We start from the raw sequence: 21857 nt of genomic DNA on the forward strand, positions 1-21857 counted from the left end.
GTGGGGCCCACCCGCGTGCCGGTCAGGCGGTCAGCCGTGGGTCACAGACACAGGGCGACGCTGGCCGTGCTCCAGCAGAGCAGGAGGCTGGCGTTGCTGCCGCCGCCGTGGCCACCGCCGTGCGCCAGGTCCTCGGACTCCATGCTCTGCAGGTCGAGAAGTGCCATGGTGCTGTCCTTTCTCGGGGACGGAATGCGCCAACAACAACGTGTGGTGTTGGCTACGGCGTCACGACGTCGTGGCGCCGGGTCTGGAGGAACGGCAGCCGGGCCGGGGGCCCGTCGCCGTGGGCGGCACCGAGGGCCAGCAGGCAGCCGGCCGTCCCGGTGGCGAGGTCCATGGAGAGCCGCATCATCTGGTGGCCGGGGAAGGCGGTGCCGCCGCCGTACGGGACGGCGTACCAGGACATCGCCCCGGTCTGTGCGGCCAGGTCGTCCGGCGTGGCGCCGGGCGCCGTCGTACGGGCGAGGTGCCACACCATGCCGGCGCGCCCCTGGAACAGCCCCGGCTGCACGTAGAAGCGCGAGCGGGCGGCGGCCAGGATGCCCTGCCGGGCCTCCCGCAGGTCCTCGGGCCCGCCGTCCGCGTGGTGGGCCAGGTGGTCGTCCAGCACCGCGCCGATGCCGACGCTGCCGTCACCCAGATACGGCATGGTGCGCCAGCCCTCGTCGACGTCGAGCGAGCCGGACGGCGTCCGCACGCACTGCGCCAGGTCGGCGCGGAGCGCTGCCGCCGACAGGTCGAGGAGGGCACGGTCGCCCGTCCGCTCGTAGAGGCGCAGGAACAGCAGCGCCGAGCCCGTTGCGCCGTGCATCAGCCCCGCGCGGCGGTGCTGCCCCGCGGCGAGCCGGTCGGCGAGCAGCCGCGCCGCCTCGTGGGCGCGGTCGCGGAGGCCCGTGTCGCCCGTGGCCGCGGCGAGGTGGTCCAGCAGCAGCCCGACGCCCGGCAGGCCGCCGTGCAGGCCGGACGGGAGGCGCTGCCAGTTCTCGCCGAGCAGCACATCCGTGAGGTCGAGGGCGCGCTCCGTGTGGCCGAGGTGGTGCAGGGCGTACGCGATGCCGGCGAGCCCGTCGTACAGGCCGAGCGGCGTGCCGGCCGGCGCGGGCCGCGTGTGGTCCAGCAGCCACTGCTCGCCCTGCTCGTACCGCCCGGCGCCCGCCTCGGCGAGCGCGTACAGCACGCCGGCCGCGCCGTGCGCGAGCCCCAGCCCGCCGCCCTCGGTGAACTGGGCGATGTCGCCCGGGAAGAGCCGGTCGTCCCGGCCGGGCGTGGCCGAGGCCAGCACCGCACGGACCATGGCGTCGCGCGCCGCGGGCCAGTCCGCGGGGTCGAAAGCGGGCCGGTCCCCCGGACCGGAAGAGGCTGCTTCCGCTTGCCGCGAGGATCGTGGCGCCGTCGCCGCGCCGCGCGTGATCTCCTCCACCGCCTCGTCGAGGAACTCCCGCGGGACGTCCGGGAAGTGCGCCGCGATGGTCGTGGCGAGCCGCGCCACCGTTCCCCGGTCGATGACGAACATCGTGGTCAGCGGCAGGAACAGGGCCAGCCGCAGGCACGCCAGCGCGTAGCGGTCGACGTCCGTGCCGGTGCGGTCGGGCGGGGCGACGAAGCCGGGGTGGGCGACGACCTGGCGGCCCTGCCGGGCGGCGTCGGCCGCGGCCTCGAAGTCGATGAGGGTGACGGAGCGTTCGTCGGGAGCGACCATGATGTTGAACATGTGCAGGTCGTTGAAGACCAGGCCGCGCTCGTGGACGGCGGCGACGGCCTCCTCGACGGCCCGGTGGATGCGCAGCGCCCACGCCGTGTACCCGGCGACGGCCCCGGCGTCGGGGTCGGCGGCCAGCAGGGGGTGGCGTTCGGCGAAGAAGGAGTTCAGCGGCCGGCCCTCGACGAAGTCCATGACGAGGAAGCGGTGGTCGCCGACGGTGAACCAGTCGCGGACCGCGGGTGCGGCACCGGTCCCGGCGAGCCGGTCGAGGGCGGCTTTCTCGCGCTCCAGCCGGGTGACGGCGTCGGCGCCGTCCGCGGCGAGCCCGGCGTACGGGCGGCCCTCCTTGAGGACGACCGCCCGGCCGTCACGGGTGTCGGTGCCGCGGTAGACGCCGCCGCCGTTGGAGAAGTGCAGGGCCTTCTCGATGCGGTACGGCAGGTCGGCGACGGTGGTGCTGTTGCGCGCGGCCAGGTGCGGTTCGAGGAACGCCGGCAGCGTCACCCACTCGGGGAGCCCGAACACCGGGTCGCGCAGGTCGGGCACGAGCCGGCCGGAGGGGTCCTCGACGGCGGGCACGAGCGCGCCGCGCGCGTCGGTGCAGTAGCGGGGCGCGAAGGCGCCGTAGCGCACGTGCAGCGGGCCCTCGTGCCAGCGCAGGTCGGTGAGGATGCCGGGGCCGGGCCGGCCGCCGAGTATCGCGTGCAGCTCGGTGAGGACGGTGTGCAGCTGCTCCTCGCCGGCCGGGTAGACGGTGACGAACTTGCCGCTGCCGTCGCGTGGCGCGTACTTGCTGTCGCGCAGGTGCAGCAGATGGGGCGCGGGCACGAACTTGAACGGGATGCCGCGCGGGACGCAGTAGTCCCAGACGTCGGACGCGGTCTTGTCGGCGGTGTCCGCGGTGGCCGAGACGTGGATCTTCCAGCCCTGGGCGGGCTGCCCGGCCCGCGGGGAGCCGGTGCCGTCGACCGGTACGAGGTTCAGCCAGTCGCCGGAGCGGCGGGCCTTCCAGCCGTCGGGTACGGGGCGGCGGGCGGTGGGGAACAGGGCGCCGGTGCCGCCGGTGCCGTCCGTGTCGTCCGCGCGATCCGGCAGCTCGTAGAAGTGCCGGTCGGCCAGGCAGTAGACCTCGTACCGCTTTTCCATCTGCCACCCCCCTCGTTGTGACGTGACGAGATTTCCACTCGGCACAGGGCCGGGCCAGTCTCGTCTGTCACGAACATCCCGTGCGGAACGCATGAGTAGGAAGGGGTGATTCCGCCCTGGTCCGTACCTAAGTGCGAACAGTGCGGTCCGGCGCGATCCAGTGCGATCCGATTCGGTCAGATGTGGTCAGGCGTGGTCCTGGTTCGGGCCGGCGGCGAGCCGCCGGCGCCCGGCTCCGCTCACGACGGCGTCACGTGGTCCGCCGGGACGGTGCCCGCCGGCAGGTGGATCGTCTTCTGCTCCAGGTACTCGGCGTACCCCTCGGGCCCGAACTCGCGCCCCATGCCGGAGTCCTTGCAGCCGCCGAACGGCCCGTACATGTCGAGCGAGAAGGTGTTCACGCAGTACGTGCCGGTGCGCACCCGGCGCGCCACGGCGAGGCCGCGTTCGAGGTCGCCGGTCCACACGCTGCCGGACAGCCCGTAGTCGGAGTCGTCGGCGATGCGTACGGCCTGCTCCTCGTCGTCGTACGGCAGCAGGCACACCACCGGGCCGAAGATCTCCTCGCGCGCGACGCGCATGCCGTTGTCGACGTCGCCGAGCAGCGTCGGCTCGACGTACCAGCCGGTGTCCGGGGCGGCGGGCCGGCCGCCGCCGGCGAGCACCTTGGCGCCCTCGTGCACGCCGAGCGCGATGTAGTCCAGCGACCGGTCCCGCTGCCGGCGGGTGACGAGCGGGCCGACCTGGGTCGCCGGGTCCAGCGGGTCGCCGGTGACGAGCGCGGCGGCCGCGGCGGCGAGGCGGTCGGCGATCTCGTCGTAGTGCGAGCGCGGCGCCAGGACGCGGGTCTGGGCGACGCACGCCTGCCCGTTGTTCATCCACGCGCTGGGCACGATGCCGGCGACCGCCGCGTCGAGGTCGGCGTCGGGCAGCACGATGGCGGCGGACTTGCCGCCCAGTTCGAGGGTGACGCGCGACAGGTGGCGGGCGGCGACCTCCATGACGCGCTTGCCGGCGGCGACCGAGCCGGTGAACGAGACCTTGTCGACGCCGGGGTGCCCGACCAGGTACTCCGCGGTGCCCGCCCCCGCGGGCAGCACGGACAGCACCCCCTCGGGCAGCCCCGCCCCGGCGGCGACCTCGGCGAGGACGTACGCGTCCAGGGGCGTCTCGGGCGCGGGCTTGAGGATCACCGAGCAGCCGGCGAGCAGCGCGGGCGCGAGCTTGGCGGCCGCCGTGAACTGCGGCACGTTCCACGGCACGACGGCCGCCACCACGCCGACCGGCTCGCGCCGCACGAGCAGCGGCCCGAGCACACCGGTGCGTGCCTCCTCGTGCGGGAAGGCGCGGGCGACGGCGATGGCGCTGTCCCACACCATGACGGCGCCGAGGGCCTGCGCGAGGACGCTCCAGCTGTACGGGGAGCCGTTCTGCGCGGAGATCAGCGCGGCGAGCTCCTCGTGCCGGGCGGCGAGGCCGTCCTTGATGCGCGTGACGACGGCGATGCGCTCGTCGAGCGGCAGCCCGGCCCAGACGCCGGAGTCGAAGGCGGTGCGGGCGGCGGTGACGGCCCGGTCGACGTCGGCGGGCGAGGCGTGCGGGACACGGCCGATGACGGTCTCGGAGTGGGGCGAGACGACCTCGATGACGTCCCCGCCGCCGCTCCGGGCCGGTCCGGCGGACTCGGCGGACCGGCCCGGAGCGGCGGATTCGGCGGGCTCGGTGAAGACGCCGCCGACGAAGAGCCGGGTGTGGTGGCGGGGGCTGAGGTGGGGATGGGGGTGCGGGTGCTCGGCGGTTCCGGTCATGGCGGCGGCCTCCGGGGGACGCGGCGCGCGGCGGGGCGCCGCGCGGGCTGACGGTCCGTCAGGGTTCTGGGGCAGGGATAGCAGCGGGCGCGGGCAGGGGCAATGCGCGCGACCCACGGGAGGCGGACTCGTCCGACATGCACACGACACGTGCGCCTGTGCCTGCCGCCGTCGGCAGCACCCCTGGAGCAGGAGCGAGCCGCCGCCTTTCGAGTGCCGGCGACCGGGCGGATAAAGTGTTCAGCCCCCACCAAAAGCGACCGCGGCACCCCGCCGGCGGCGCGGCGTGGACCCGTCCCGAACCGTCGAGAGGCACCCACCCATGGCCCCCAACACCGCCGTCCTCGCGCGCCGCGCGGCCGCGGCCCTGGCCTCGGCCGTCGTCATCGGCGCCGCCGCGGCCCCCGCCGCCTTCGCCGACGGCTCGCCGTCCCCGGCCGCCCCGGGGCTGTACGGCACGGGTGACCCGCAGTACGACGGCGTCTTCCGCCAGTCGCTGGCCCTCATGGCGCAGGACGCCACCGGCGTCACGCCCGCCCCGCAGGCCGTGGACTGGCTGGCCGGCCAGCAGTGCGCCGACGGCGGTTTCGCCGCGTACCGCGCCGACACCCGTACCGCCTGCGACCCCAAGGCCGGCGAGTTCACCGACGCCACCGGCGCGGCCGTGCAGGCCCTCGCCGCCGTCGGCGGCCGCGCCCCCGTCGTGACCAAGGGCCTGGACTGGCTCAAGGCGCACCAGAACGACGACGGCGGCTGGGGCATGACCCCCGGCTCCCCCAGCGACGCCAACTCCACCGCCGCCGCCGTGGGCGCCTTCGCCGCCGCCGGGCAGGACCCCGCCAAGGCCGCTGCCAAGAGCGGCAGGACGCCCTACGACGCGCTCATCGGCCTGCAGAACGGCTGCGACAAGCCGGAGGCCGAGCGCGGCGGCTTCGCCCCCAACGACCTGGCCACCGCCGGCGGCGCGCTGGGCGTGCTCGGCAAGGGCTACCTCGTCGCGCCCGCCGCCAAGGGCTCCGACCGGCCCGTACGCGCCCCGGAGTGCGCCGGCGACGAGAGCGGCAAGGCCAAGGACGCGCCCGCGGCCGCCGAGGCCGCCGCCGCGCAGCTGGCCAAGAAGCTGGAGGACGGCCAGGGCCACCTGAAGTCCGCCATGCCGGGCGCCGGTGACGCCCCCGACTTCGGCACCACCGCCGATGCCGCCCTCGCCCTCGCCGCGGGCGGCCACCTCAAGGCCGCCGACCTGCCGCTGAAGTGGCTCCAGGACAGCGGCAACGGCGCCGCCGCCTGGGCCAAGGGCAACCCCGGCCGCCTCGCCAAGCTCGTGCTCGCTGCACACGCCGCCGGTGCCGACCCGCGCTCCTTCGGCGGCGCCGACCTCGTCCAGCAGCTGAACGAGACCGGCCCCAAGCCGGAGGCCGCCGGGCAGAAGAAGGACGAGCAGACGGAGAAGGAGAAGAAGGACAAGGACGACAAGGGCGGCTCCGGCACCCTGTGGATCGTCGGCGCCTTCTTCGTCGCCAGCGTGGGCGCCGGCTTCCTGATCAGCGGCCGCCGGAAGAAGCAGCAGTGACGACCGCCCGCGCCATACGGACGGGCCGCCTCGCCACGCCGGGCGCGGCGCTGGCGGTCCTGCTCGTGGCCGCGCTCGCCGCACTGGCCGCCCTCGTCGCCGGCCCGGCGGCGGCACCGGCGTCCGCACAGGCGCGGGCCCGGGCGGCGGCCCAGGCGGGGGCCCAGGCGCAGGGCTACCGGTACTGGTCGTTCTGGACGGGCTCCGGCACGGCCTGGTCGTACGCCACCGAGGGCCCCGGCACGTACCGCCCCGCCGACGGCTCGGCCGTCGGCTTCCGGTTCGCCGTCAGCCAGGACTCGGCGAACGCACCCCGGCCCCGGGCCACCCCCGACGTCGCCGCCGTGTGCGGCGGCACCCCCGAGGAGGACGGCCACAAGCGCGTCGCCGTCGTGCTCGACTTCGGCACCCCCGCCGACGCCGCCCACGGCGAGACCCCGCCCGAGGCCCGCACGGCGTGCGCGGCGGTCGCCGGCGACGCGACGGCCGCGGAAGCACTGGCCGCGGTCGCCAAGCCGCTGCGCTACGACTCGAACGCGCTGCTGTGCGGCATCGCGGGCTACCCGAGGACGGGGTGCGGGGAGAAGGTGGACGTGGCGGCCGGTTCGGGTGCCACACACGCCCCGCAGTCCTCGCACGACTCACATGATGCGCAGGCGAAGAAGGACTCCGGCCCCTCCGCCGGCCTGATCACCGGTATCGCCGTCGTCGCCGTGCTCGCCGGGGCCGGCCTCTGGCAGGCGCGGCGCCGCCGGCGCGGATGACCGCCGCATGAGCGACCGGGCCTCCGCGCTGCACGCGGGCGCGTGGTGGGTGTGGGCGCTGGGCCTCGCGGCCGCCGCCTCGCGCACCACCAATCCGCTGCTGCTCGCCCTGCTCGTCGGCGTCGCCGGTTACGTCGTCGCCGTCTGCCGCACCTCCGCGCCCTGGTCGCGGGCGTACGGGGCGTTCCTCCGGCTCGGGCTGGCGGTGATCGTCGTCCGGCTGGTCTTCGCGGTCGTGCTGGGCTCCCCCATCCCCGGTACGCACACGGTGTTCACCCTGCCCGAGGTGCCGCTGCCCGACTGGGCGCGGGGCGTGCGCCTCGGCGGCCGGGTCACGGCCGAGGGCCTGGTGTTCGCGCTGTACGACGGCATGAAGCTGGCCGCCCTGCTGGCCTGCGTGGGTGCCGCCAACGCCCTGGCGAGCCCGGCGCGGCTGCTGAAGTCGCTGCCGGGCGCGCTGTACGAGGTGGGGGTGGCCGTCGTGGTCGCGATGACGTTCGCGCCGCATCTGGTCGCGGACGTACGGCGGCTGCGGGCGGCGCGCCGGCTGCGCGGCCGGCCCGACCGGGGCGCGAAGGCCCTGCTGAAGGTGGGGCTGCCGGTGCTGGAGGGTGCGCTGGAACGTTCCGTTGCGCTGGCCGCGGCCATGGACGCGCGCGGCTACGGGCGTACCGCGCCGGTGCGGCCCGCCGTGCGCCGGCTCACGAGCGCGCTCACGCTGGGCGGGCTGCTCGGCGTGTGCGCCGGTACCTACGGGCTGCTGGGCGACGCGGGCGCGGGGTACGGCACGCCGCTGCTGGTGGCGGGGCTGGCCGCGGCCCTGGCCGGGCTGCGGCTGGGCGGCCGGCGCAGCGTCCGCACCCGGTACCGGCCCGACCGCTTCGGCCCGCGGGCGTGGCTGGTGTCGGGGTCGGGCGTGGCGGTGGCGGCCCTGATGATCTGGGCGGGGAGCGGCGACGCGGCCGCCCTGCATCCCCCGGCGGTGCCGCTGACGTCGCCGTCGCTGCCGCTGTGGCCGGCCGCGGCGGTGCTGTGCGGCCTGCTGCCGGCGGTGACGGAGTCCCGCCCGGCCACCGGCAGAAAGCCCACCGCCGGTACGGATGCCACCACGCCGGAGCCGTCCTCCCCGCCGCGGCGCCGCGCCGGCACCCCCGCCGGCCGCCCCGGCCCCGGACCCCGCACCCGCCCCGCACCCGAGGAGACGTCGTGATCCGCTTCGACCAGGTGTCGGTGCACTACGAGGGCGCCGCCGCGCCCGCGCTGAGCGGCGTCGACCTCACCGTGCCCGAGGGCGAGCTGTGCCTGCTCGTCGGCCCGTCCGGCGCCGGCAAGTCCACGCTGCTGGGCGCGGTCAGCGGCCTCGTACCGCACTTCACGGGCGGCACCCTGCACGGCCGCGTCACCGTCGCCGGCCGCGACACCCGTACGCACAAGCCGCGCGAACTGGCCGACGTGGTCGGCACCGTGGGCCAGGACCCGCTGGCCCACTTCGTCACCGACACGGTCGAGGACGAACTCGCCTACGGCATGGAGTCCCTGGGCGTGCCGCCCGCCACCATGCGCCGCCGTGTCGAGGAGACCCTCGACCTGCTGGGGCTGGCCCCGCTGCGGGACCGGCCGCTCGCCGAGCTGTCGGGCGGCCAGCAGCAGCGCGTCGCCATCGGTTCCGTGCTCACCACGCACCCCAAGGTGCTCGTCCTCGACGAGCCGACGTCCGCGCTCGACCCGGGTGCGGCGGAGGAGGTGCTGGCGGTGTTGCAGCGCCTGGTCCACGACCTGGGCACGACCGTGCTGCTCGCCGAGCACCGGCTGGAGCGGGTGGTGCAGTACGCGGACCGGGTCGTCCTCCTGCCGGGGCCGGGCCGGGCCGCCGTGGCGGGCGAACCGGCGCAGGTCATGGAGGTGTCGCCGGTGCGGCCCCCGGTCGTCGAACTGGGCCGGCTCGCCGGGTGGTCGCCGCTGCCGCTGACCGTGCGCGACGCCCGCCGCCGCGCGGAGCCCCTGCGCGAACGGCTGGCGCCCCTGGCCCCGCCCGTGGCCGGTGCCGCCGCGCCGGCCACGGCACCCGTACCGCGGCCGCGCCGGGCGTCGCTGCTGCGCCGCGCGTGGCGGCCGGCGCCCGTGGAGAGCGGCCCGGCGCCCGCCGCGGAGGTGACGGGCCTGGCCGTACGGCGCGGCGCCGTGCCCGCGCTGCGCGAGGTGGGGCTGACGGTACGGGCGGGCGAGACGGTCGCCCTCATGGGCCGCAACGGCGCCGGCAAGTCCACGCTGCTGCGCACACTGGCCGGGCTGCACGAACCGCAGCGCGGCACGGTGCGCGTCGGCGGTGCCGTACCGCACCGGACGGCGCCGCGCGACCTGCTGCGGTACGTGGGCCTGGTGCCGCAGGAACCACGCGACCTGCTGTGCGAGGACACGGTGGCCGCGGAGTGCGCGGCGGCCGACCGCGACGCGCAGGCCGCGCCCGGCACCTGCCGTGGCCTGGTCACGGCCCTGCTGCCGGAGGTGGCCGACGGCACGCACCCGCGCGACCTGTCGGAGGGCCAGCGCCTGGCCCTCGCCCTGGCGGTGGTCCTCACGGCCCGCCCCCCGCTGCTGCTCCTCGACGAGCCGACCCGCGGCCTGGACTACGCGGCCAAGGCCCGCCTCGTGGACCACCTGCGCGGCCTGGCCACGGCCGGCCACGCGATCGTCCTCGCCACGCACGACGTGGAACTGGCGGCGGAACTGGCGCACCGCGTCGTCGTCGTCGCGGAGGGCGAGATCGTGGCCGACGGCCCCACGGCGGACATCGTGGTGTCGTCCCCGGCCTTCGCCCCCCAGGTGGCGAAGATCCTGGCCCCGCAGCACTGGCTGACGGTCACGCAGGTGGGCGAGGCCCTGGGGGGAGGTGGCGCGGTATGAGCACGAGCCGGGAGAAGAGCCCCACCCCCCAGGCCCGTGCCGTACGCCTCGGGCCGCGGGCCGTCGTGGCCCTTCTGCTCGTCAGCGCCGTCGGCGTCGCCGCCTTCGCGTGGCCGTTGCTGGCGGCGCCGGGGGCCGGCCTGGCGCATTCGCAGGACGCGCCCTGGTTGTTCGCCGCGCTGCTGCCGCTGCTGCTCGCCGTCGCCGTGGCGACCGTCGCCGACACGGGGCTGGAGGCGAAGGCCGTCGCCATGCTGGGCGTCCTGGCGGCCGCCGGTGCCGCGCTGCGGCCGCTGGGCGCGGGAACGGCCGGCATCGAGCCGATGTTCTTCCTGATGGTGCTGTCGGGCCGGGTCCTGGGCCCCGGGTTCGGGTTCGTCCTGGGCAGCGTGGCGATGTTCGCGTCCGCGCTGCTCACCGGTGGTGTGGGCCCCTGGCTGCCGTTCCAGATGCTGGCCATGGGCTGGGTGTCCATGGGCGCGGGCCTGCTGCCCGCCCCGGACCGGCTGCGGGGCCGCCGCGAGGTGCTGATGCTCGCCGCGTACGGCGCCGTCGCGTCCGTCGCGTACGGAACCGTCATGAACCTCCAGGGCTGGCCCTACATCGGCTCCCTCGTCTCCGGCGTCTCCTACGTGCCGGGCGCCCCCGTCGCCGACAACCTCGCCCGGTTCGTGGCGTACTGCCTGGCGACGTCCCTCGGCTGGGACCTGCCGCGCGCCGCGGTGACGGTCGCCGGGACCGTCGTCCTCGGCCCGGCGGTGCTCAAGGCACTGCGCCGGGCCACGCGGCGCGCGGCGTTCGCCGCGCCCGTGACGTTCAGCGATCCACGACCTCCTACAGCGGGATCACCAGCTCCGGACGCTCCCAGGTGATCTCCGGCGAGGGCGGCGGGACCGTGCCCACGCGCCGCGCGCCCATGCTGCGGTAGAAGCCCTCGGACGGCGGGTGCGACACGACCCGCACCTCGGTGAGGCCCACCGCCCGCGCCCGCTCCTTCATGTGGCCCGCCAGCAGCCGGCCGATGCCGAGCCCCTGCGCGTCGTCGGCCACGAACATGAGGTCCAGCTCCGGCGGGTCGGTGACCAGCCCGTAGAAGCCCAGCACCCGGCCGTCCTCGGCGACGGCCACGTGGACCTCGTGCTGCGCGACGTACCCGGGCGTGACCTCGTACCTCTCCACCATCGGCGCGTACGCGCCCGCGTAGGCGGCCGACGTGCGCACCAGTTCCGTCAGCCGGGTCGCGTCCGCGCCGGTGGCCGGGCGGACCCACGCGCCGCCCGCCGGCCGGGGCAGCCCTGCCCGGTCGAGGACGAGGTCGCGGAAGTGCCCCAGCCCGCGTGCGGCGGCGTTGCGCAGCGCCGGGGCGGCGGCCCGCGCGTCCGCGCGCAGCCGGTCGAGGGCGCCGGCGCCGAGCGCCTCCTCCGCCTCGGCGGCGAACGACGGCTCGGCGAGCCACTCGTCCAGCAGCTCCGGCGTCACCTCCAGGTGGAACTGGAGGCCCCACGCCGCCGGCCCGGCCCGGAACGCCTGGCAGGGCGTGGTCTCCGTCCGCGCCAGCACCGCCGTGTCCGCGGCCGGCACGATCCGGTCGCCGTGCCAGTGCAGCACCCCCGGCACGCCGGCCAGCGGGCCGACGACCGGGTCGGCGGGGTCGGTGTCCAGCAGCGGAGCCCAGCCGAGCTCGGTGTCCCGCCCGGTGCGGGCCCGGTCCGCGACCTCCAGCCCCAGCGCGCGGGCCAGCAGCTGCGCGCCGAGGCAGATGCCGAGGACGGGCACGCCGTGCCGGACCGCCTCGGCCAGCAGGTCGCGCTCCAGCTTCAGGCCGGGGTGGACGTCGGTCTCGTCGGCGTTCATGGGCCCGCCCATGACCACGAGGCCCGCCAGGCCGGCGGCGGCCGGGAGGGCCCCCGGCGCGCCCAGGTGGCGGATGTCGACGTCGAGGCCGTGCCCGGTCAGGGCCTCCAGAATCAGACCGGGCTTCTCGACCTCGACGTGTTGCAGGATCAGGACGGTTCGGGCTGGCACGTGCTCTTCTCGCTTCACGTCGTTCACCGGGTGGGTCGGGGGCATTGCAGGAACGATCCTGCCGCACCTCCCCCGCGGCTCTCACAGCCGCTGGATGATCGTCCCCGTCGCCAGCGCCCCGCCCGCGCACATCGTGATGAGCGCGAACTCCCCGTCCCTGCGCTCCAGCTCGTGCAGTGCCGTGGTCAGCAGCCGGGCGCCCGTGGCGCCGACCGGGTGGCCGAGCGCGATCGCGCCGCCATTGACGTTGATCTTCTCCAGGTCCTCGTCGAAGACCTGCGCCCACGACAGCACCACCGACGCGAACGCCTCGTTGATCTCGACGATGTCGATGTCGCCGAGCGACATGCCGGCCCGCCCCAGCACCGCCCGCGTGGCGTCCACCGGCCCGTCCAGGTGGAAGTGCGGGTCCGTGCCGACCAGCGCCTGCGCGACGATACGGGCGCGCGGGCGCAGTCTCAGCGCGCGGGCCATGCGCTTGGACGCCCACATCAGGACGGCCGCCCCGTCGGATACCTGCGAGGAGTTGCCCGCCGTGTGCACGGCGGTCGGCATGACGGGTTTGAGCCCGGCCAGCGCCTCCATGCTGGTGTCGCGCAGCCCCTCGTCGCGGTCGACGAGACGCCACATGCCCTGCCCGGCGAGCTGTTCGTCCTCGGTGGTGGGCACCTGCACCGCGAACGTCTCGCGCTTGAAGCGCTCCTCGGCCCAGGCGCGGGCGGCGCGCTGCTGCGAGAGCAGGCCGAGCGCGTCGACGCGCTCGCGCGTGAGGCCGCGGCGGCGCGCGATGCGCTCCGCGGCCTCGAACTGGTTGGGCAGGTCGACGTTCCACTCGTCGGGGAAGGGCCGCCCGGGCCCGTGCTTGGAGCCGCTGCCCAGCGGGACGCGGGACATGGCCTCCACGCCGCAGCCGATGCCCACGTCGATGACGCCGCACGCGATCATGTTGGCGACCAGGTGGTTGGCCTGCTGGGACGAGCCGCACTGGCAGTCCACGGTCGTGGCCGCCGTCTCGTACGGCAGGCCCATGGTGAGCCAGGCGGTGCGGACGGGGTTCATCGACTGCTCGCCGGCGTGGGTGACGGTGCCGCCGACGATCTGCTCCACGCAGTCCGGCTGGATGCCGGTCCGGGCGAGGACCTCCCGGTAGGTCTCGCCCAGCAGGTAGGCGGGGTGGAGGTTGGCGAGCGCGCCCCCGCGCTTGCCGATGGGAGTGCGTACGGCTTCGACGATGACGGGTTCCGCGGCCATGGCTCGTCCTCTCCTCGCGTCCGCAGGGCGTCCCGGCGCCCACGGCCACTGGGTGTGCCGGCGGCGCGCCTCCGCGCACGGCCACCGACAGGGAACGGGTTCTCACAGGAACGGGTCTCGCAAGGAACGTGTTCTCGTTCCGTCCGGTTCGCTCGCAGTCTTACGACCGTCACCCCCGCGAGGCAAGGGTCGCGCACCCCGCGCCGCCGCAACAGACGGCGTCGCGTCCCTTGCCGCCCGCGCGGGCCCTCACTACGTTCGAACGACAGGTTCTGACGAACCGTCAGAACATCGGAGAAGAGGGTGGCGGCCATGACCCCCTGCCCCGCGCTGCCCGACGGCTTCGACTTCACCGACCCGGGCCTCCAGGAACGCCGCCTGCCGCTGCCGGAGTTCGCCCGGTTGCGGCGGACCGCCCCGGTCGCCTGGATCCCGCAGCCGCGCGGCCTCGCCGGCTTCGACGACGAGGGCTACTGGGCGGTGACGCGGCACGCCGACGTCCGCGACGCCTCCACCAGACCCGAGGACTTCTCCTCCGCCCGCAACACCGCCGTCATCCGCTTCCACCCCTCCATCCGGCCGGAGAACATCGACGCCCAGCGCCTGATGATGCTCAACATGGACGCGCCCGAGCACACCCGCGTCCGCGGCATCGTCCAGCGCGGCTTCACCCCGCGCGCGATACGGGCCCTGGAGGCGGCGCTGCGCGAGCGGGCCACCGCCATCGTGGCGGCGGCGCGCGAGCGCGGCAGCGGCGACTTCGTCACCGACATCGCGCGCGAGCTGCCGCTCCAGGCCATCGCCGAGCTCATCGGCGTACCGCAGCGCGACCGCGCGCGGATCTTCGACTGGTCCAACCGCATGATCGGCTACGACGACCCGGAGCTGGCCGTCACCGAGGAGAGCGGCACGCAGGCGGCGGCCGAGCTCATCGCATACGCCATGGACCTGGCCGCCGCCCGCGCCGCGCGGCCCGCCCGCGACATCGTCAGCCGCCTGGTGGCCGCCGAGGGCGAGGGCAACCTGCGCTCCGACGAGTTCGGGCTCTTCGTGCTGCTGCTGGCCGTCGCCGGCAACGAGACCACGCGCAACGCCATCACCCACGGCATGCACGCCTTCCTCACCCACCCCGGGCAGTGGGAGCTCTTCAAGCGCGAGCGGCCCGGGACGGCGGCCGAGGAGATCGTGCGCTGGGCCACCCCCGTGGTCTGCTTCCAGCGCACGGCCACGCGCGACACCGCGCTGGGCGGCGTCCCCGTCCGCGAGGGCCAGCGCGTCGGCCTGTTCTACGCCTCCGCCAACCACGACTCCGAGGTCTTCGACTCCCCCGGCAGCTTCGACATCACCCGCGACCCCAACCCGCACCTGGGCTTCGGCGGGGGCGGCCCGCACTTCTGCCTGGGCCGGTCGCTCGCCGCCCTGGAGATCGAGCTCATCTTCACCGCGATCGCCGACACGCTGCCGGGCATCCGGCTGGCGGGCGAACCGCGCCGGCTGCGCTCGGCGTGGCTGAACGGCATCAAGGAAATGCGGGTGACGTACGAGTAGGACGGGCGGTCCACCCCAACTCCCTTTATACGGCGATAAGTTGAGTGGACAAGTTTCCCGGGAATGGGTCTGTACCTTCCCTTGCCCCCGCTCCCGGCCCCTCTTACTCTCGGGTACACCTTCCGGGACGGCGCGGACCGCGCCGGCCGATGCCCACGCTCGTCCACGCCCGCCCACCGCTCGCCGAGGGGACACAAGGGAATGAAGGACGCCCACGGAAGCCCGGACAGACCGGGAACGCCCACACCGGATGCACAGGATGCACGGGCCGGAGAGGCCGTACAGGGCCGTGTCAGGTGGCGGAAGTTCGCCGCCCTGGCCGTGCCCGGCTTCGCCGCCACCGCCGCGCTGGCCGTCGCGCTCGCGCAGGGCGCGCTGGCCGCGTCGTTCGCCGTCTCGGGCCAGCAGTTCAAGGTCGGGGCCGGCCACTTGGAGGGCATCGGCTTCGCCCAGTACGGCGGCTTCGACAAGAACAAGCGCAACCAGCTGCTGCCGGTCGCGGTGACCGCCATCAAGAACGCCACGATCCACAACCTGTGCCAGTCGGTGGTCACCACCCTGCCGCTGGTCGGCGACATCACCCTCAACCTCACCGCCGGCAAGGGCGACAAGCCCGTCGAGGCCGAGAACCTGTTCCTCGACGCCACCCACATGGCCGGTGACGCGCTCTTCGAGGACGTCGAGATCGGCCGCGACGCCTCGACCCTGAACAAGGGCCCCACCTCGGCCCAGGGCCTCCAGGACGCCTTCGGGCAGCAGGCCAGGAAGATCACGATCGACAACGTCCAGCAGGTCGCATGGGCGACCAATGCCGGGAAGTTCAAGCTCTCCGGCCTGAGCATGGACGTCAAGCTCGGCAAGCATGAGTGTTTCTGACGCACGACGGGCGTGGCGGCGCTGGCGCCGCGGGCGCCCTTTCTGGGGCGGGCTCGCCGCCGTCGTCGCCGGTGCCGAGATCTGCGCCCTCCCGCTCGCGCCGCTGAAGGTGATGCTCGAACAGGGCATCGCGGGCGTCCCCGGGGTGCTGCTGGGCCTCGTCATGATCGTGATGGGCCTGTCGGCCTGGTTCGCCCCTCATTACCGCACCCTGGCCGGCATCCTCACCGTCCTCGTCGCCACCGCGGCCCTGGTGATGACCAACCTGGGCGGCTTCCTCTTCGGCACGATCGTGGGCACGGTCGGCGGCGCGATGATCTTCGCCTGGTCCCCGTCCCCCCGGCCCCAACCCCAACAGCAGGCATCGTCCCCCTCCTCCCCCCAGGAGTCCTGATGGCGTTCCGCACGCGCACGCTCGCCCTGACCACCCTGGCGCTCACCCTGGCCGCCGCGGGCACCGGCACCGCGACCGCCCGGACCGCCTCCACCGGCCGTACCGCCGACGAGGCCGGCTCCACCACCGTCCAGCCCGCCGGTCACGCCTTCGCGGCCACGCTCAACGGCACGGCCACGTTCAGAGCCGGCTCGGTGACCATCACCTGCAACGTCTCCAGCTCCGTGCCGGCACCGTCGGGCGGCGCCAACAACCACATACCGGAGGCCCCGGGCAACCACAACGCGTCCGGCCCGGTGGAGAGCCCCCTCAACGCCCCCACCTACAGCGACTGCTCGGCCAGCCTGCCCGCCGTGGACGTCAGCATCGTGACCACCGGCACCTGGAAGGTGGCGATGCAGTACGGCTCGCCCAACGTGGCGTCCCTGACGCTGCCGCCCGGCGGCCTGGTGCTGAAGACGACGGGCCTGGCGAACTGTACGGTCACGGCCGCGCCGGCCGCCTCCGCCACGTTCCCCGCCGCGTTCACCAACGGCGCGCCGTCCCAGCTGACGGTCACGGGCGCCGAGGTCCCGGTGCGGGTGGAGGGCGGCTTCGGCTGCCCGACGAGCGCCACGACGTCGGTGTTCGACGCGGTGTACGACATCACGGACGTGGCGGACCCGGCGTCGCAGATCGTCGTGACGAGCTGACGAGTCGACCCAAGCTGACGAGCTGACGGGCCGACGGCGCGGTGCAGGAACGGGGGCGGGGGCGCCCGGCCCCCGTTCCCCCTCACCCTCCCGCCCGTACCGGCTCGCGCTCCGCCGCCGGCTCGGCGTCGCCGCGCCGGGCGCCCGGGATGCCGGCCGGGGCCACGCGCCCCGGCCCCATCAGCACGTACTGCAGGCCGAAGCCGCCCGCCACCACCAGCGCGCCGCCCACCGCGTCCAGGATGTAGTGGTTCGCCGTCCCGACGATGACCGAGAGGGTCAGCAGCGGGTAGAGCATGCCGAGCCACCGCGTCCACGCCCTGGGCGCCACCGTGGCGACGACCACGCCGCACCACAGTGACCAGCCGATGTGCAGCGACGGCATGGCCGCGTACTGGTTCGCCAGCTCCGTCAGCGCGCCGAAGCCGGGCTTCGACAGGTCCTGCGGCCCGTTCACCGTGTCGACGAAGCCGAGGCCCGGCATCAGCCGGGGCGGCGCCAGCGGGTAGAGCCAGAAGCCGGCGAGCGCGATGAGCGTGGCGAAGGCCAGTCCGGTGCGCGCCCAGCGGTAGGTGGCGGGGCGGCGCCAGTAGAGGCAGGCCAGCAGGGACATCGGCACCAGGAAGTGGAAGGTGCCGTAGTAGTAGTTCATGCTGGCCTTCAGCCACCCCATGCCGGCCACGACGTGGTTGAAGCGGTGCTCCACGTCCATGTGGAGGAGCTCCTCCAGGCCGAGGATCTGCCGGCCGTGGGCCTCCGCCCGGCCGCGCGACTCGGGCGCGCTGGCGCGGATGTAGGAGTAGAACCAGTAGCCGACCCGTATCAGCATCAGCTCCAGCAGGACGTTGGGGCGGTTGAGGGCGGGCTTGAAGAAGCGCAGCAGCGGCAGCCCGGGCACGCGCGCGTGCCGCGGCTCGGCCACCGGTGTGGGGACCGGCCGGTCCCACAGGGGCGACGTACGCGTCAGGAACGGTACGGCGACGGCGGCGGCCAGCGCCGCCAGCAACGGGGCGTTCTGCCCCAGGGGCCCGAAGACGGGGTTGGGCGGTACGAGGACGGTGCTGGGCAGCGTCATGGCGAGCACGACGAGCACCGGCCACACCAGCCGGTCGGCGCGGCGGCGGCCGACCCGGCCCGCCACGGCGAGCAGGATCCACAGCTGCTGGTGCTGCCAGGCGGTGGGCGAGACGGCGACGGCCACGCAGCCGGTGAGGGCGATCGCGAGGAGCGGCTGCCCGTCGCGGGCGTAGTGGGCGGCGCGGCGCAGGCCGAGGACGGCGACGGTGCCGGCCAGCGCCGCGTAGAGGGCGAGCTCCAGCGGTCCGCGCAGGCCGATGCGGAGCAGCAGGCCGTGCAGGGACTGGTTGGCGAGCCCGCCGGGGCCGTCGCCCAGGCCGGCGCCGGCGATGTGATGGACCCAGTACGTCCAGGAGTCGGCGGGGAGGAGGAGCCAGGCGAGGGCGGTGCACCCGGCGAACGTCACGCCGGTGCCGGCGGCGGCGCGGCGGCGGTCCGTGAGCCACAGCAGCGGGACGAAGAGGAGGACGGCGGGCTGAAGGGCTGCGGCGACGCCGACGAGGACGCCGGTGGCGCGTCCGCCGCCGGCGGCGCAGCGGGGCGGGCAGCAGCCGAGGAGGACGAGCAGCACCGGGATGATGCTGGTCTGGCCCAGGTGGAAGGTGTTGCGTACGGGGAGGGAGAGCACCGTCAGGATGACGGCCACGGGGGCGGCGAGCAGCGCGCCGCGGCGGCTCGCCGGGGCGGGCAGGGCGCGGGCGGCCAGCAGGGCGACGGCGACGACGAGCAGCAGGGTGCCGAGGGTCCAGACGAGGCCGAGGCTCTGCTCGGCGGCACGGGTGAGGGGTTTGAGGACGAGGCCGGCGAAGGGCGTGCCGGTGAAGCCGTCGGTGCCGTAGAGGCCGTAGAGCGGGCCGCTGACGTGCGGGACGCCGTTCCGGCCGATCCACCGGCCGAGGCCGGGGAAGTGCCCCCCGGGCGGCGGCCGGAACACGGCCGCCGCCTGGCGCACCGCGAGCAGGCCCGCCAGGAGCCACAGCGCTCCCAGGGCCATGCCGGTCCGCGAGGCCGCCCTCGGCGGGCTCCCCAGCCCGCCCCGCTCTGCATCCGCCACCCTCTACGCCCTCTACTCCCTCTGTTCCCTCTGTTCTCTCTCAGGCATTTGGCCCTTTACCGGGACAACGTCCCACACGGGCACAGGTGCCTGGAATTCAACGCTCCGGGGGTGGGAAAGGAGGCTCAAAGGGGTGCGAAAGGGTGCGCCTGATAACTCGGGGGCGTGACACGGCGCCCTGTGCGACGATGCGGCGCATGCCTGACGCCACGCGCCCCGCCCCGGCCGCTGATCCGGTTCCCGCCTCCACCCGCGCGTGGACCGTCGAGCCGCGGCCCCTCGACTCGCCGGGCGCCGTGGAGCTCCTCCGCGCCTACCTGCACGACGTCGCCGACCGCTGGTACCGGCTGCACCACGCGCGTGCCGTGACGGACGAGGAGATGGCGCGGCACTGGGACGAGATGTGCGCGGACGACAGCGGCCCCGGCGGCCTGCGCCCGCCGCAGGGTGTCCTCCTGGTGGCCCGTTACGGCGGCCGGGACGCCGGATGCGTGGGGCTGCGGCGCCTGGAGGGGCCGGAGGGACCAGAGGGGCCGGGGGACGCCGGCACGGCCGAGCTGACGCGGATGTTCGTGCTGCCGGAGATGCGCGGCCTGGGCGGCGCACCACGGCTGCTGAGTGCCGCGGAGGACGTGGCCCGCGCGTGGGGCGTACGGCGCCTGCTGCTGAACACGCGCCGCGACCTGGTGGAGGCCCGCGCCCTGTACACGCGGCACGGCTACACGGACGTACCGCCGTACCGCATCGACGACCCGTACGCCGAGGTCTTCCTCGCCAAGGAGCTCTGACGGGGTGGCCGTCAGTGCAGCCGGTGGTTGGGGCGGGGGCCCTGGCCGTGGTCGTCGCGCGGCTGTTCGGCGTCCGAGCCGCACAGCTCGGTGCTGAGCTCCCGCACGAGCTGCTCCAGGTCGTGCGGGCGTTCGCGGGCCGTCCACCAGTCGCCCAGGAGCTCGGCGAGCATCTCCTCCCGGGCCCGGAAGAGCCGGTCGGCCTGTTCGCGCCCGGGAGCGGTGAGCGTGAGCCGCACCCCCTCGCGGTCGACAAGGCCGCGCGTCTCCAGCTGGACCACCGCGTCGGTGATCACCCGGACGGGGATGTCCGCGCGTTCGGCGAGCAGGGCCGGCTCGGCGTGCCCGTCGCGTTTGATGCGCAGCAGCATCCAGCCGGCCGCCGGGTGCAGGTCGAGCCCGGCGCGCAGGGTGATCTTCTCGTAGACGCGTCTCCGGCCCTCGCGGCTGCCCAGGAGTGACAGCGCGCGGGCGGCCTCGTCGCGGGAGGAGCGTTCGACGGGGTTGCTGGAGACGACCTCGCTGGCGTCCGGGGCGGTGACGCTGCCGCGCAGCGGCTCCTCCTTCAGCAGCCACGCCAGGGCGAAGGCGAGGAGCGTGGGCGGGACGGCGTAGAGGAAGACGTCGGTGATGGACGTCGAGTAGGCGTCGAGGACGGCGGAGCGCTGGGCGGCCGGGAGGCGGCCGACGGCCCGCGGGTCGGCCTGGAGCGCGGACGGCGTGACGCCGGGCGGCAGGGTGACGCCGGCGAGGGCGTCGGTGATGCGGGGGCCCAGCTTGTTGGTGAAGATCGTGCCGAAGACGGAGACGCCGAACGAGGCGCCGATGGAGCGGAAGAAGGTCGCGCCGGAGGTGGCCACGCCGAGGTTCTCGTAGCCGACGGAGTTCTGGACGATGAGCACGAGCACCTGCATGACCAGGCCGAGGCCGAGGCCGAAGACGAAGAAGTACACGCTCATCACGGCCGTGGAGGTGCCCGGGGCCAGCTGGTGGAGCAGCAGCAGGCCGATGGTGGTGACGGCGGTGCCGGCGATGGGGAAGACGCGGTAGTGGCCGGTGCGGCTGACGATCTGCCCGGAGCCGGTGGACGCGATCAGCATGCCGGCGACCATCGGCAGCATGTGCACACCGGACAGCGTCGGCGAGACGCCCTGCACCACCTGGAGGAAGGTCGGCAGGTACGTCATCGACCCGAACATCGCGAAGCCGATCACGAAACCGATGACCGAGCACAGCGCGAACGTACGGATGCGGAACAGCCCCAGGGGCAGCACGGGCTCGGCGGCCCGCCGCTCGACCCGGAGGAACGGGACCACCAGCAGCACGCCGAGCACGCCCAGCCCGATGATCTGCCATGACGACCAGGGGTAGCTGGTGCCGCCGAGCGAGGTCATCAGCACGAGGCACACGGCGACGGCGGCGATGAGGGCGGTGCCCAGGTAGTCGATGCGGTGCGGGGTGCGGCGGACGGGGATGTGCAGGACGGCCGCGATGACGGCCAGGGCGACGACGCCGACGGGCAGGTTGACGTAGAACACCCAGCGCCAGCTGAGGTGGTCCACGAAGAGGCCGCCGAGCAGCGGGCCCAGCACGCTCGTGCCGCCGAAGACGGCGCCGAAGAGCCCCTGGTAGCGGCCGCGCTCCCGGGGCGGCACGATGTCGCCGACGATCGCCATGGACAGCACCATGAGCCCGCCGCCGCCCAGGCCCTGGAGGGCGCGGAAGCCGATGAGCTCGGGCATGTTCCGGGACAGGCCGCACAGCGCCGACCCGACGAGGAAGATCACGATGGCGGTCTGGAAGAGCTTCTTCCGCCCGTACTGGTCGCCGAGCTTGCCCCACAGCGGGGTGGCGGCGGTCGAGGCGAGCATGTAGGCGGTGACGACCCAGGAGAGGTGCTCCAGGCCGCCCAGGTCGCTGACGATGGTGGGCAGGGCGGTGGAGACGATGGTCTGGTCGAGCGCGGCCAGCAGCATGCCGAGCAGCAGCGCGCCGATCGCCACGCCCACGGCGCTGCTCCTGCCCTGCTCCGCGCCGGGGCCTTGGCCGTTGCCGGGGCCGGTGCCGTTGCCGGGGCCGTGGGAGGGCGCGGGGCCGTCCGCGGCCGCCGCCGGGCCCGGGGTGTCCTGGGCCATGGGAGCTCCTCGGGGGTCTCCTCGGGGTGCGGGGTGGTGCCTTCCGCCGGTTCGGTTCGCTTCCATGGTGGGCCGAGTGGGCGATCCCGGCCCGTCGGAGTACGCCGACCGGCCGCG

At 75.0% G+C, this 21857-nt stretch carries 17 protein-coding genes; 10 read left to right on the forward strand and 7 right to left on the reverse strand.

Annotation, left to right across the window (positions count from 1 at the left end; genetic code table 11):
- Positions 1–41: 41 nt before the first annotated feature.
- The 3 genes from IE305_RS06930 to IE305_RS06940 all read right to left on the reverse strand — a co-directional run bounded on the left by IE305_RS06930 (position 42) and on the right by IE305_RS06940 (position 4659).
- Positions 42–167 carry a SapB/AmfS family lanthipeptide gene (locus IE305_RS06930; protein ID WP_190128544.1) on the reverse strand — a complete coding sequence of 42 codons (126 nt, stop codon included), beginning with the start codon at positions 165–167 and terminating at the stop codon, positions 42–44.
- 53 nt (positions 168–220) lie between these two features.
- Positions 221–2851, reverse strand: coding sequence for a class III lanthionine synthetase LanKC (gene lanKC / locus IE305_RS06935; protein ID WP_190128545.1), 2631 nt, complete (start codon positions 2849–2851; stop codon positions 221–223).
- A gap of 239 nt (positions 2852–3090) precedes the next feature.
- Positions 3091–4659: an aldehyde dehydrogenase gene (locus IE305_RS06940; RefSeq protein WP_190128546.1), complete on the reverse strand. Its 1569-nt coding sequence runs from the start codon at positions 4657–4659 to the stop codon at positions 3091–3093.
- Positions 4660–4981: 322 nt separating this feature from the next.
- Here IE305_RS06940 and IE305_RS06945 point away from each other — a divergent pair, with 322 nt between their 5' ends.
- The 5 genes from IE305_RS06945 to IE305_RS06965 are packed head-to-tail and all read left to right on the forward strand — an operon-like array spanning position 4982 to position 10772.
- A complete protein-coding gene (locus IE305_RS06945) occupies positions 4982–6232 on the forward strand; it encodes an SCO2321 family membrane protein (protein WP_190128547.1) in 1251 nt (416 codons plus the stop codon).
- Positions 6229–6996, forward strand: a complete 768-nt coding sequence (locus tag IE305_RS06950; RefSeq protein ID WP_229890671.1) for an SCO2322 family protein — start codon at positions 6229–6231, stop codon at positions 6994–6996. The genes IE305_RS06945 and IE305_RS06950 overlap by 4 nt, the downstream gene beginning before the upstream one ends.
- Before the next feature lie 7 nt (positions 6997–7003).
- On the forward strand, positions 7004–8206 hold the full coding sequence (locus IE305_RS06955) for an energy-coupling factor transporter transmembrane component T (RefSeq protein WP_190128548.1): 1203 nt from the start codon (positions 7004–7006) through the stop codon (positions 8204–8206).
- Complete coding sequence (locus IE305_RS06960; RefSeq protein ID WP_190128549.1) at positions 8203–9900, forward strand: ABC transporter ATP-binding protein; 1698 nt, start codon at positions 8203–8205, stop codon at positions 9898–9900. Before IE305_RS06955 ends, IE305_RS06960 begins: the two co-directional genes overlap by 4 nt.
- On the forward strand, positions 9897–10772 hold the full coding sequence (locus IE305_RS06965; protein WP_190128550.1) for an ECF transporter S component: 876 nt from the start codon (positions 9897–9899) through the stop codon (positions 10770–10772). Before IE305_RS06960 ends, IE305_RS06965 begins: the two co-directional genes overlap by 4 nt.
- Here the strand turns inward: IE305_RS06965 and IE305_RS33655 are convergent.
- Together IE305_RS33655 and IE305_RS06975 are read right to left on the reverse strand one after the other, a co-directional pair.
- Positions 10735–11925 carry a GNAT family N-acetyltransferase gene (locus tag IE305_RS33655; protein ID WP_190128551.1) on the reverse strand — a complete coding sequence of 397 codons (1191 nt, stop codon included), beginning with the start codon at positions 11923–11925 and terminating at the stop codon, positions 10735–10737. The two genes, IE305_RS06965 and IE305_RS33655, sit on opposite strands and share 38 nt — an antisense overlap.
- Positions 11926–12006: 81 nt before the next feature.
- Positions 12007–13176, reverse strand: coding sequence for a steroid 3-ketoacyl-CoA thiolase (locus IE305_RS06975; protein WP_190128552.1), 1170 nt, complete (start codon positions 13174–13176; stop codon positions 12007–12009).
- Positions 13177–13488: 312 nt separating this feature from the next.
- Here IE305_RS06975 and IE305_RS06980 point away from each other — a divergent pair, with 312 nt between their 5' ends.
- The 4 genes from IE305_RS06980 to IE305_RS06995 all read left to right on the forward strand — a co-directional run bounded on the left by IE305_RS06980 (position 13489) and on the right by IE305_RS06995 (position 16686).
- Positions 13489–14724: a cytochrome P450 gene (locus tag IE305_RS06980; RefSeq protein WP_190128553.1), complete on the forward strand. Its 1236-nt coding sequence runs from the start codon at positions 13489–13491 to the stop codon at positions 14722–14724.
- 201 nt (positions 14725–14925) lie between these two features.
- Positions 14926–15600, forward strand: coding sequence for a DUF6230 family protein (locus IE305_RS06985; protein ID WP_190128554.1), 675 nt, complete (start codon positions 14926–14928; stop codon positions 15598–15600).
- Entirely contained in the window at positions 15587–15994 is a 408-nt protein-coding gene (locus IE305_RS06990; protein ID WP_190128555.1) for a DUF6114 domain-containing protein, read from the forward strand. Before IE305_RS06985 ends, IE305_RS06990 begins: the two co-directional genes overlap by 14 nt.
- Positions 15994–16686: a hypothetical protein gene (locus tag IE305_RS06995; protein WP_190128556.1), complete on the forward strand. Its 693-nt coding sequence runs from the start codon at positions 15994–15996 to the stop codon at positions 16684–16686. The genes IE305_RS06990 and IE305_RS06995 overlap by 1 nt, the downstream gene beginning before the upstream one ends.
- Positions 16687–16768: 82 nt before the next feature.
- Here the strand turns inward: IE305_RS06995 and IE305_RS07000 are convergent, their stop codons facing one another.
- On the reverse strand, positions 16769–18757 hold the full coding sequence (locus IE305_RS07000; protein ID WP_190128557.1) for a bifunctional glycosyltransferase 87/phosphatase PAP2 family protein: 1989 nt from the start codon (positions 18755–18757) through the stop codon (positions 16769–16771).
- Positions 18758–19014: 257 nt separating this feature from the next.
- Here IE305_RS07000 and IE305_RS07005 point away from each other — a divergent pair, with 257 nt between their 5' ends.
- A complete protein-coding gene (locus tag IE305_RS07005; RefSeq protein ID WP_190128558.1) occupies positions 19015–19605 on the forward strand; it encodes a GNAT family N-acetyltransferase in 591 nt (196 codons plus the stop codon).
- An 11-nt stretch (positions 19606–19616) separates the two neighbouring features.
- On the opposite strand, the gene IE305_RS07010 is transcribed toward IE305_RS07005, so the two are convergent.
- Positions 19617–21740, reverse strand: coding sequence for an MFS transporter (locus tag IE305_RS07010; protein ID WP_190128559.1), 2124 nt, complete (start codon positions 21738–21740; stop codon positions 19617–19619).
- Between the last annotated feature and the right edge of the window lie 117 nt (positions 21741–21857).

Source organism: Streptomyces mashuensis (genome assembly GCF_014654785.1).
GTDB classification, from domain to species: Bacteria; Actinomycetota; Actinomycetes; order Streptomycetales; family Streptomycetaceae; genus Streptomyces; species Streptomyces mashuensis.

Coding starts and splice junctions, on each gene's coding strand:
- IE305_RS06945 (WP_190128547.1), top strand. CDS start 4,982: ATGGCCCCCAACACCGCCGTCCTCGCGCGCCGCGCGGCCGCGGCCCTG.
- IE305_RS06955 (WP_190128548.1), top strand. CDS start 7,004: ATGAGCGACCGGGCCTCCGCGCTGCACGCGGGCGCGTGGTGGGTGTGG.
- IE305_RS07005 (WP_190128558.1), top strand. CDS start 19,015: ATGCCTGACGCCACGCGCCCCGCCCCGGCCGCTGATCCGGTTCCCGCC.
- IE305_RS06985 (WP_190128554.1), top strand. CDS start 14,926: ATGAAGGACGCCCACGGAAGCCCGGACAGACCGGGAACGCCCACACCG.
- IE305_RS06990 (WP_190128555.1), top strand. CDS start 15,587: ATGAGTGTTTCTGACGCACGACGGGCGTGGCGGCGCTGGCGCCGCGGG.
- IE305_RS06930 (WP_190128544.1), bottom strand. CDS start 167: ATGGCACTTCTCGACCTGCAGAGCATGGAGTCCGAGGACCTGGCGCAC.
- IE305_RS06965 (WP_190128550.1), top strand. CDS start 9,897: ATGAGCACGAGCCGGGAGAAGAGCCCCACCCCCCAGGCCCGTGCCGTA.
- IE305_RS06980 (WP_190128553.1), top strand. CDS start 13,489: ATGACCCCCTGCCCCGCGCTGCCCGACGGCTTCGACTTCACCGACCCG.
- IE305_RS06995 (WP_190128556.1), top strand. CDS start 15,994: ATGGCGTTCCGCACGCGCACGCTCGCCCTGACCACCCTGGCGCTCACC.
- IE305_RS06975 (WP_190128552.1), bottom strand. CDS start 13,176: ATGGCCGCGGAACCCGTCATCGTCGAAGCCGTACGCACTCCCATCGGC.
- IE305_RS07000 (WP_190128557.1), bottom strand. CDS start 18,757: ATGGCCCTGGGAGCGCTGTGGCTCCTGGCGGGCCTGCTCGCGGTGCGC.
- IE305_RS06940 (WP_190128546.1), bottom strand. CDS start 4,659: ATGACCGGAACCGCCGAGCACCCGCACCCCCATCCCCACCTCAGCCCC.
- lanKC (WP_190128545.1), bottom strand. CDS start 2,851: ATGGAAAAGCGGTACGAGGTCTACTGCCTGGCCGACCGGCACTTCTAC.
- IE305_RS07010 (WP_190128559.1), bottom strand. CDS start 21,740: ATGGCCCAGGACACCCCGGGCCCGGCGGCGGCCGCGGACGGCCCCGCG.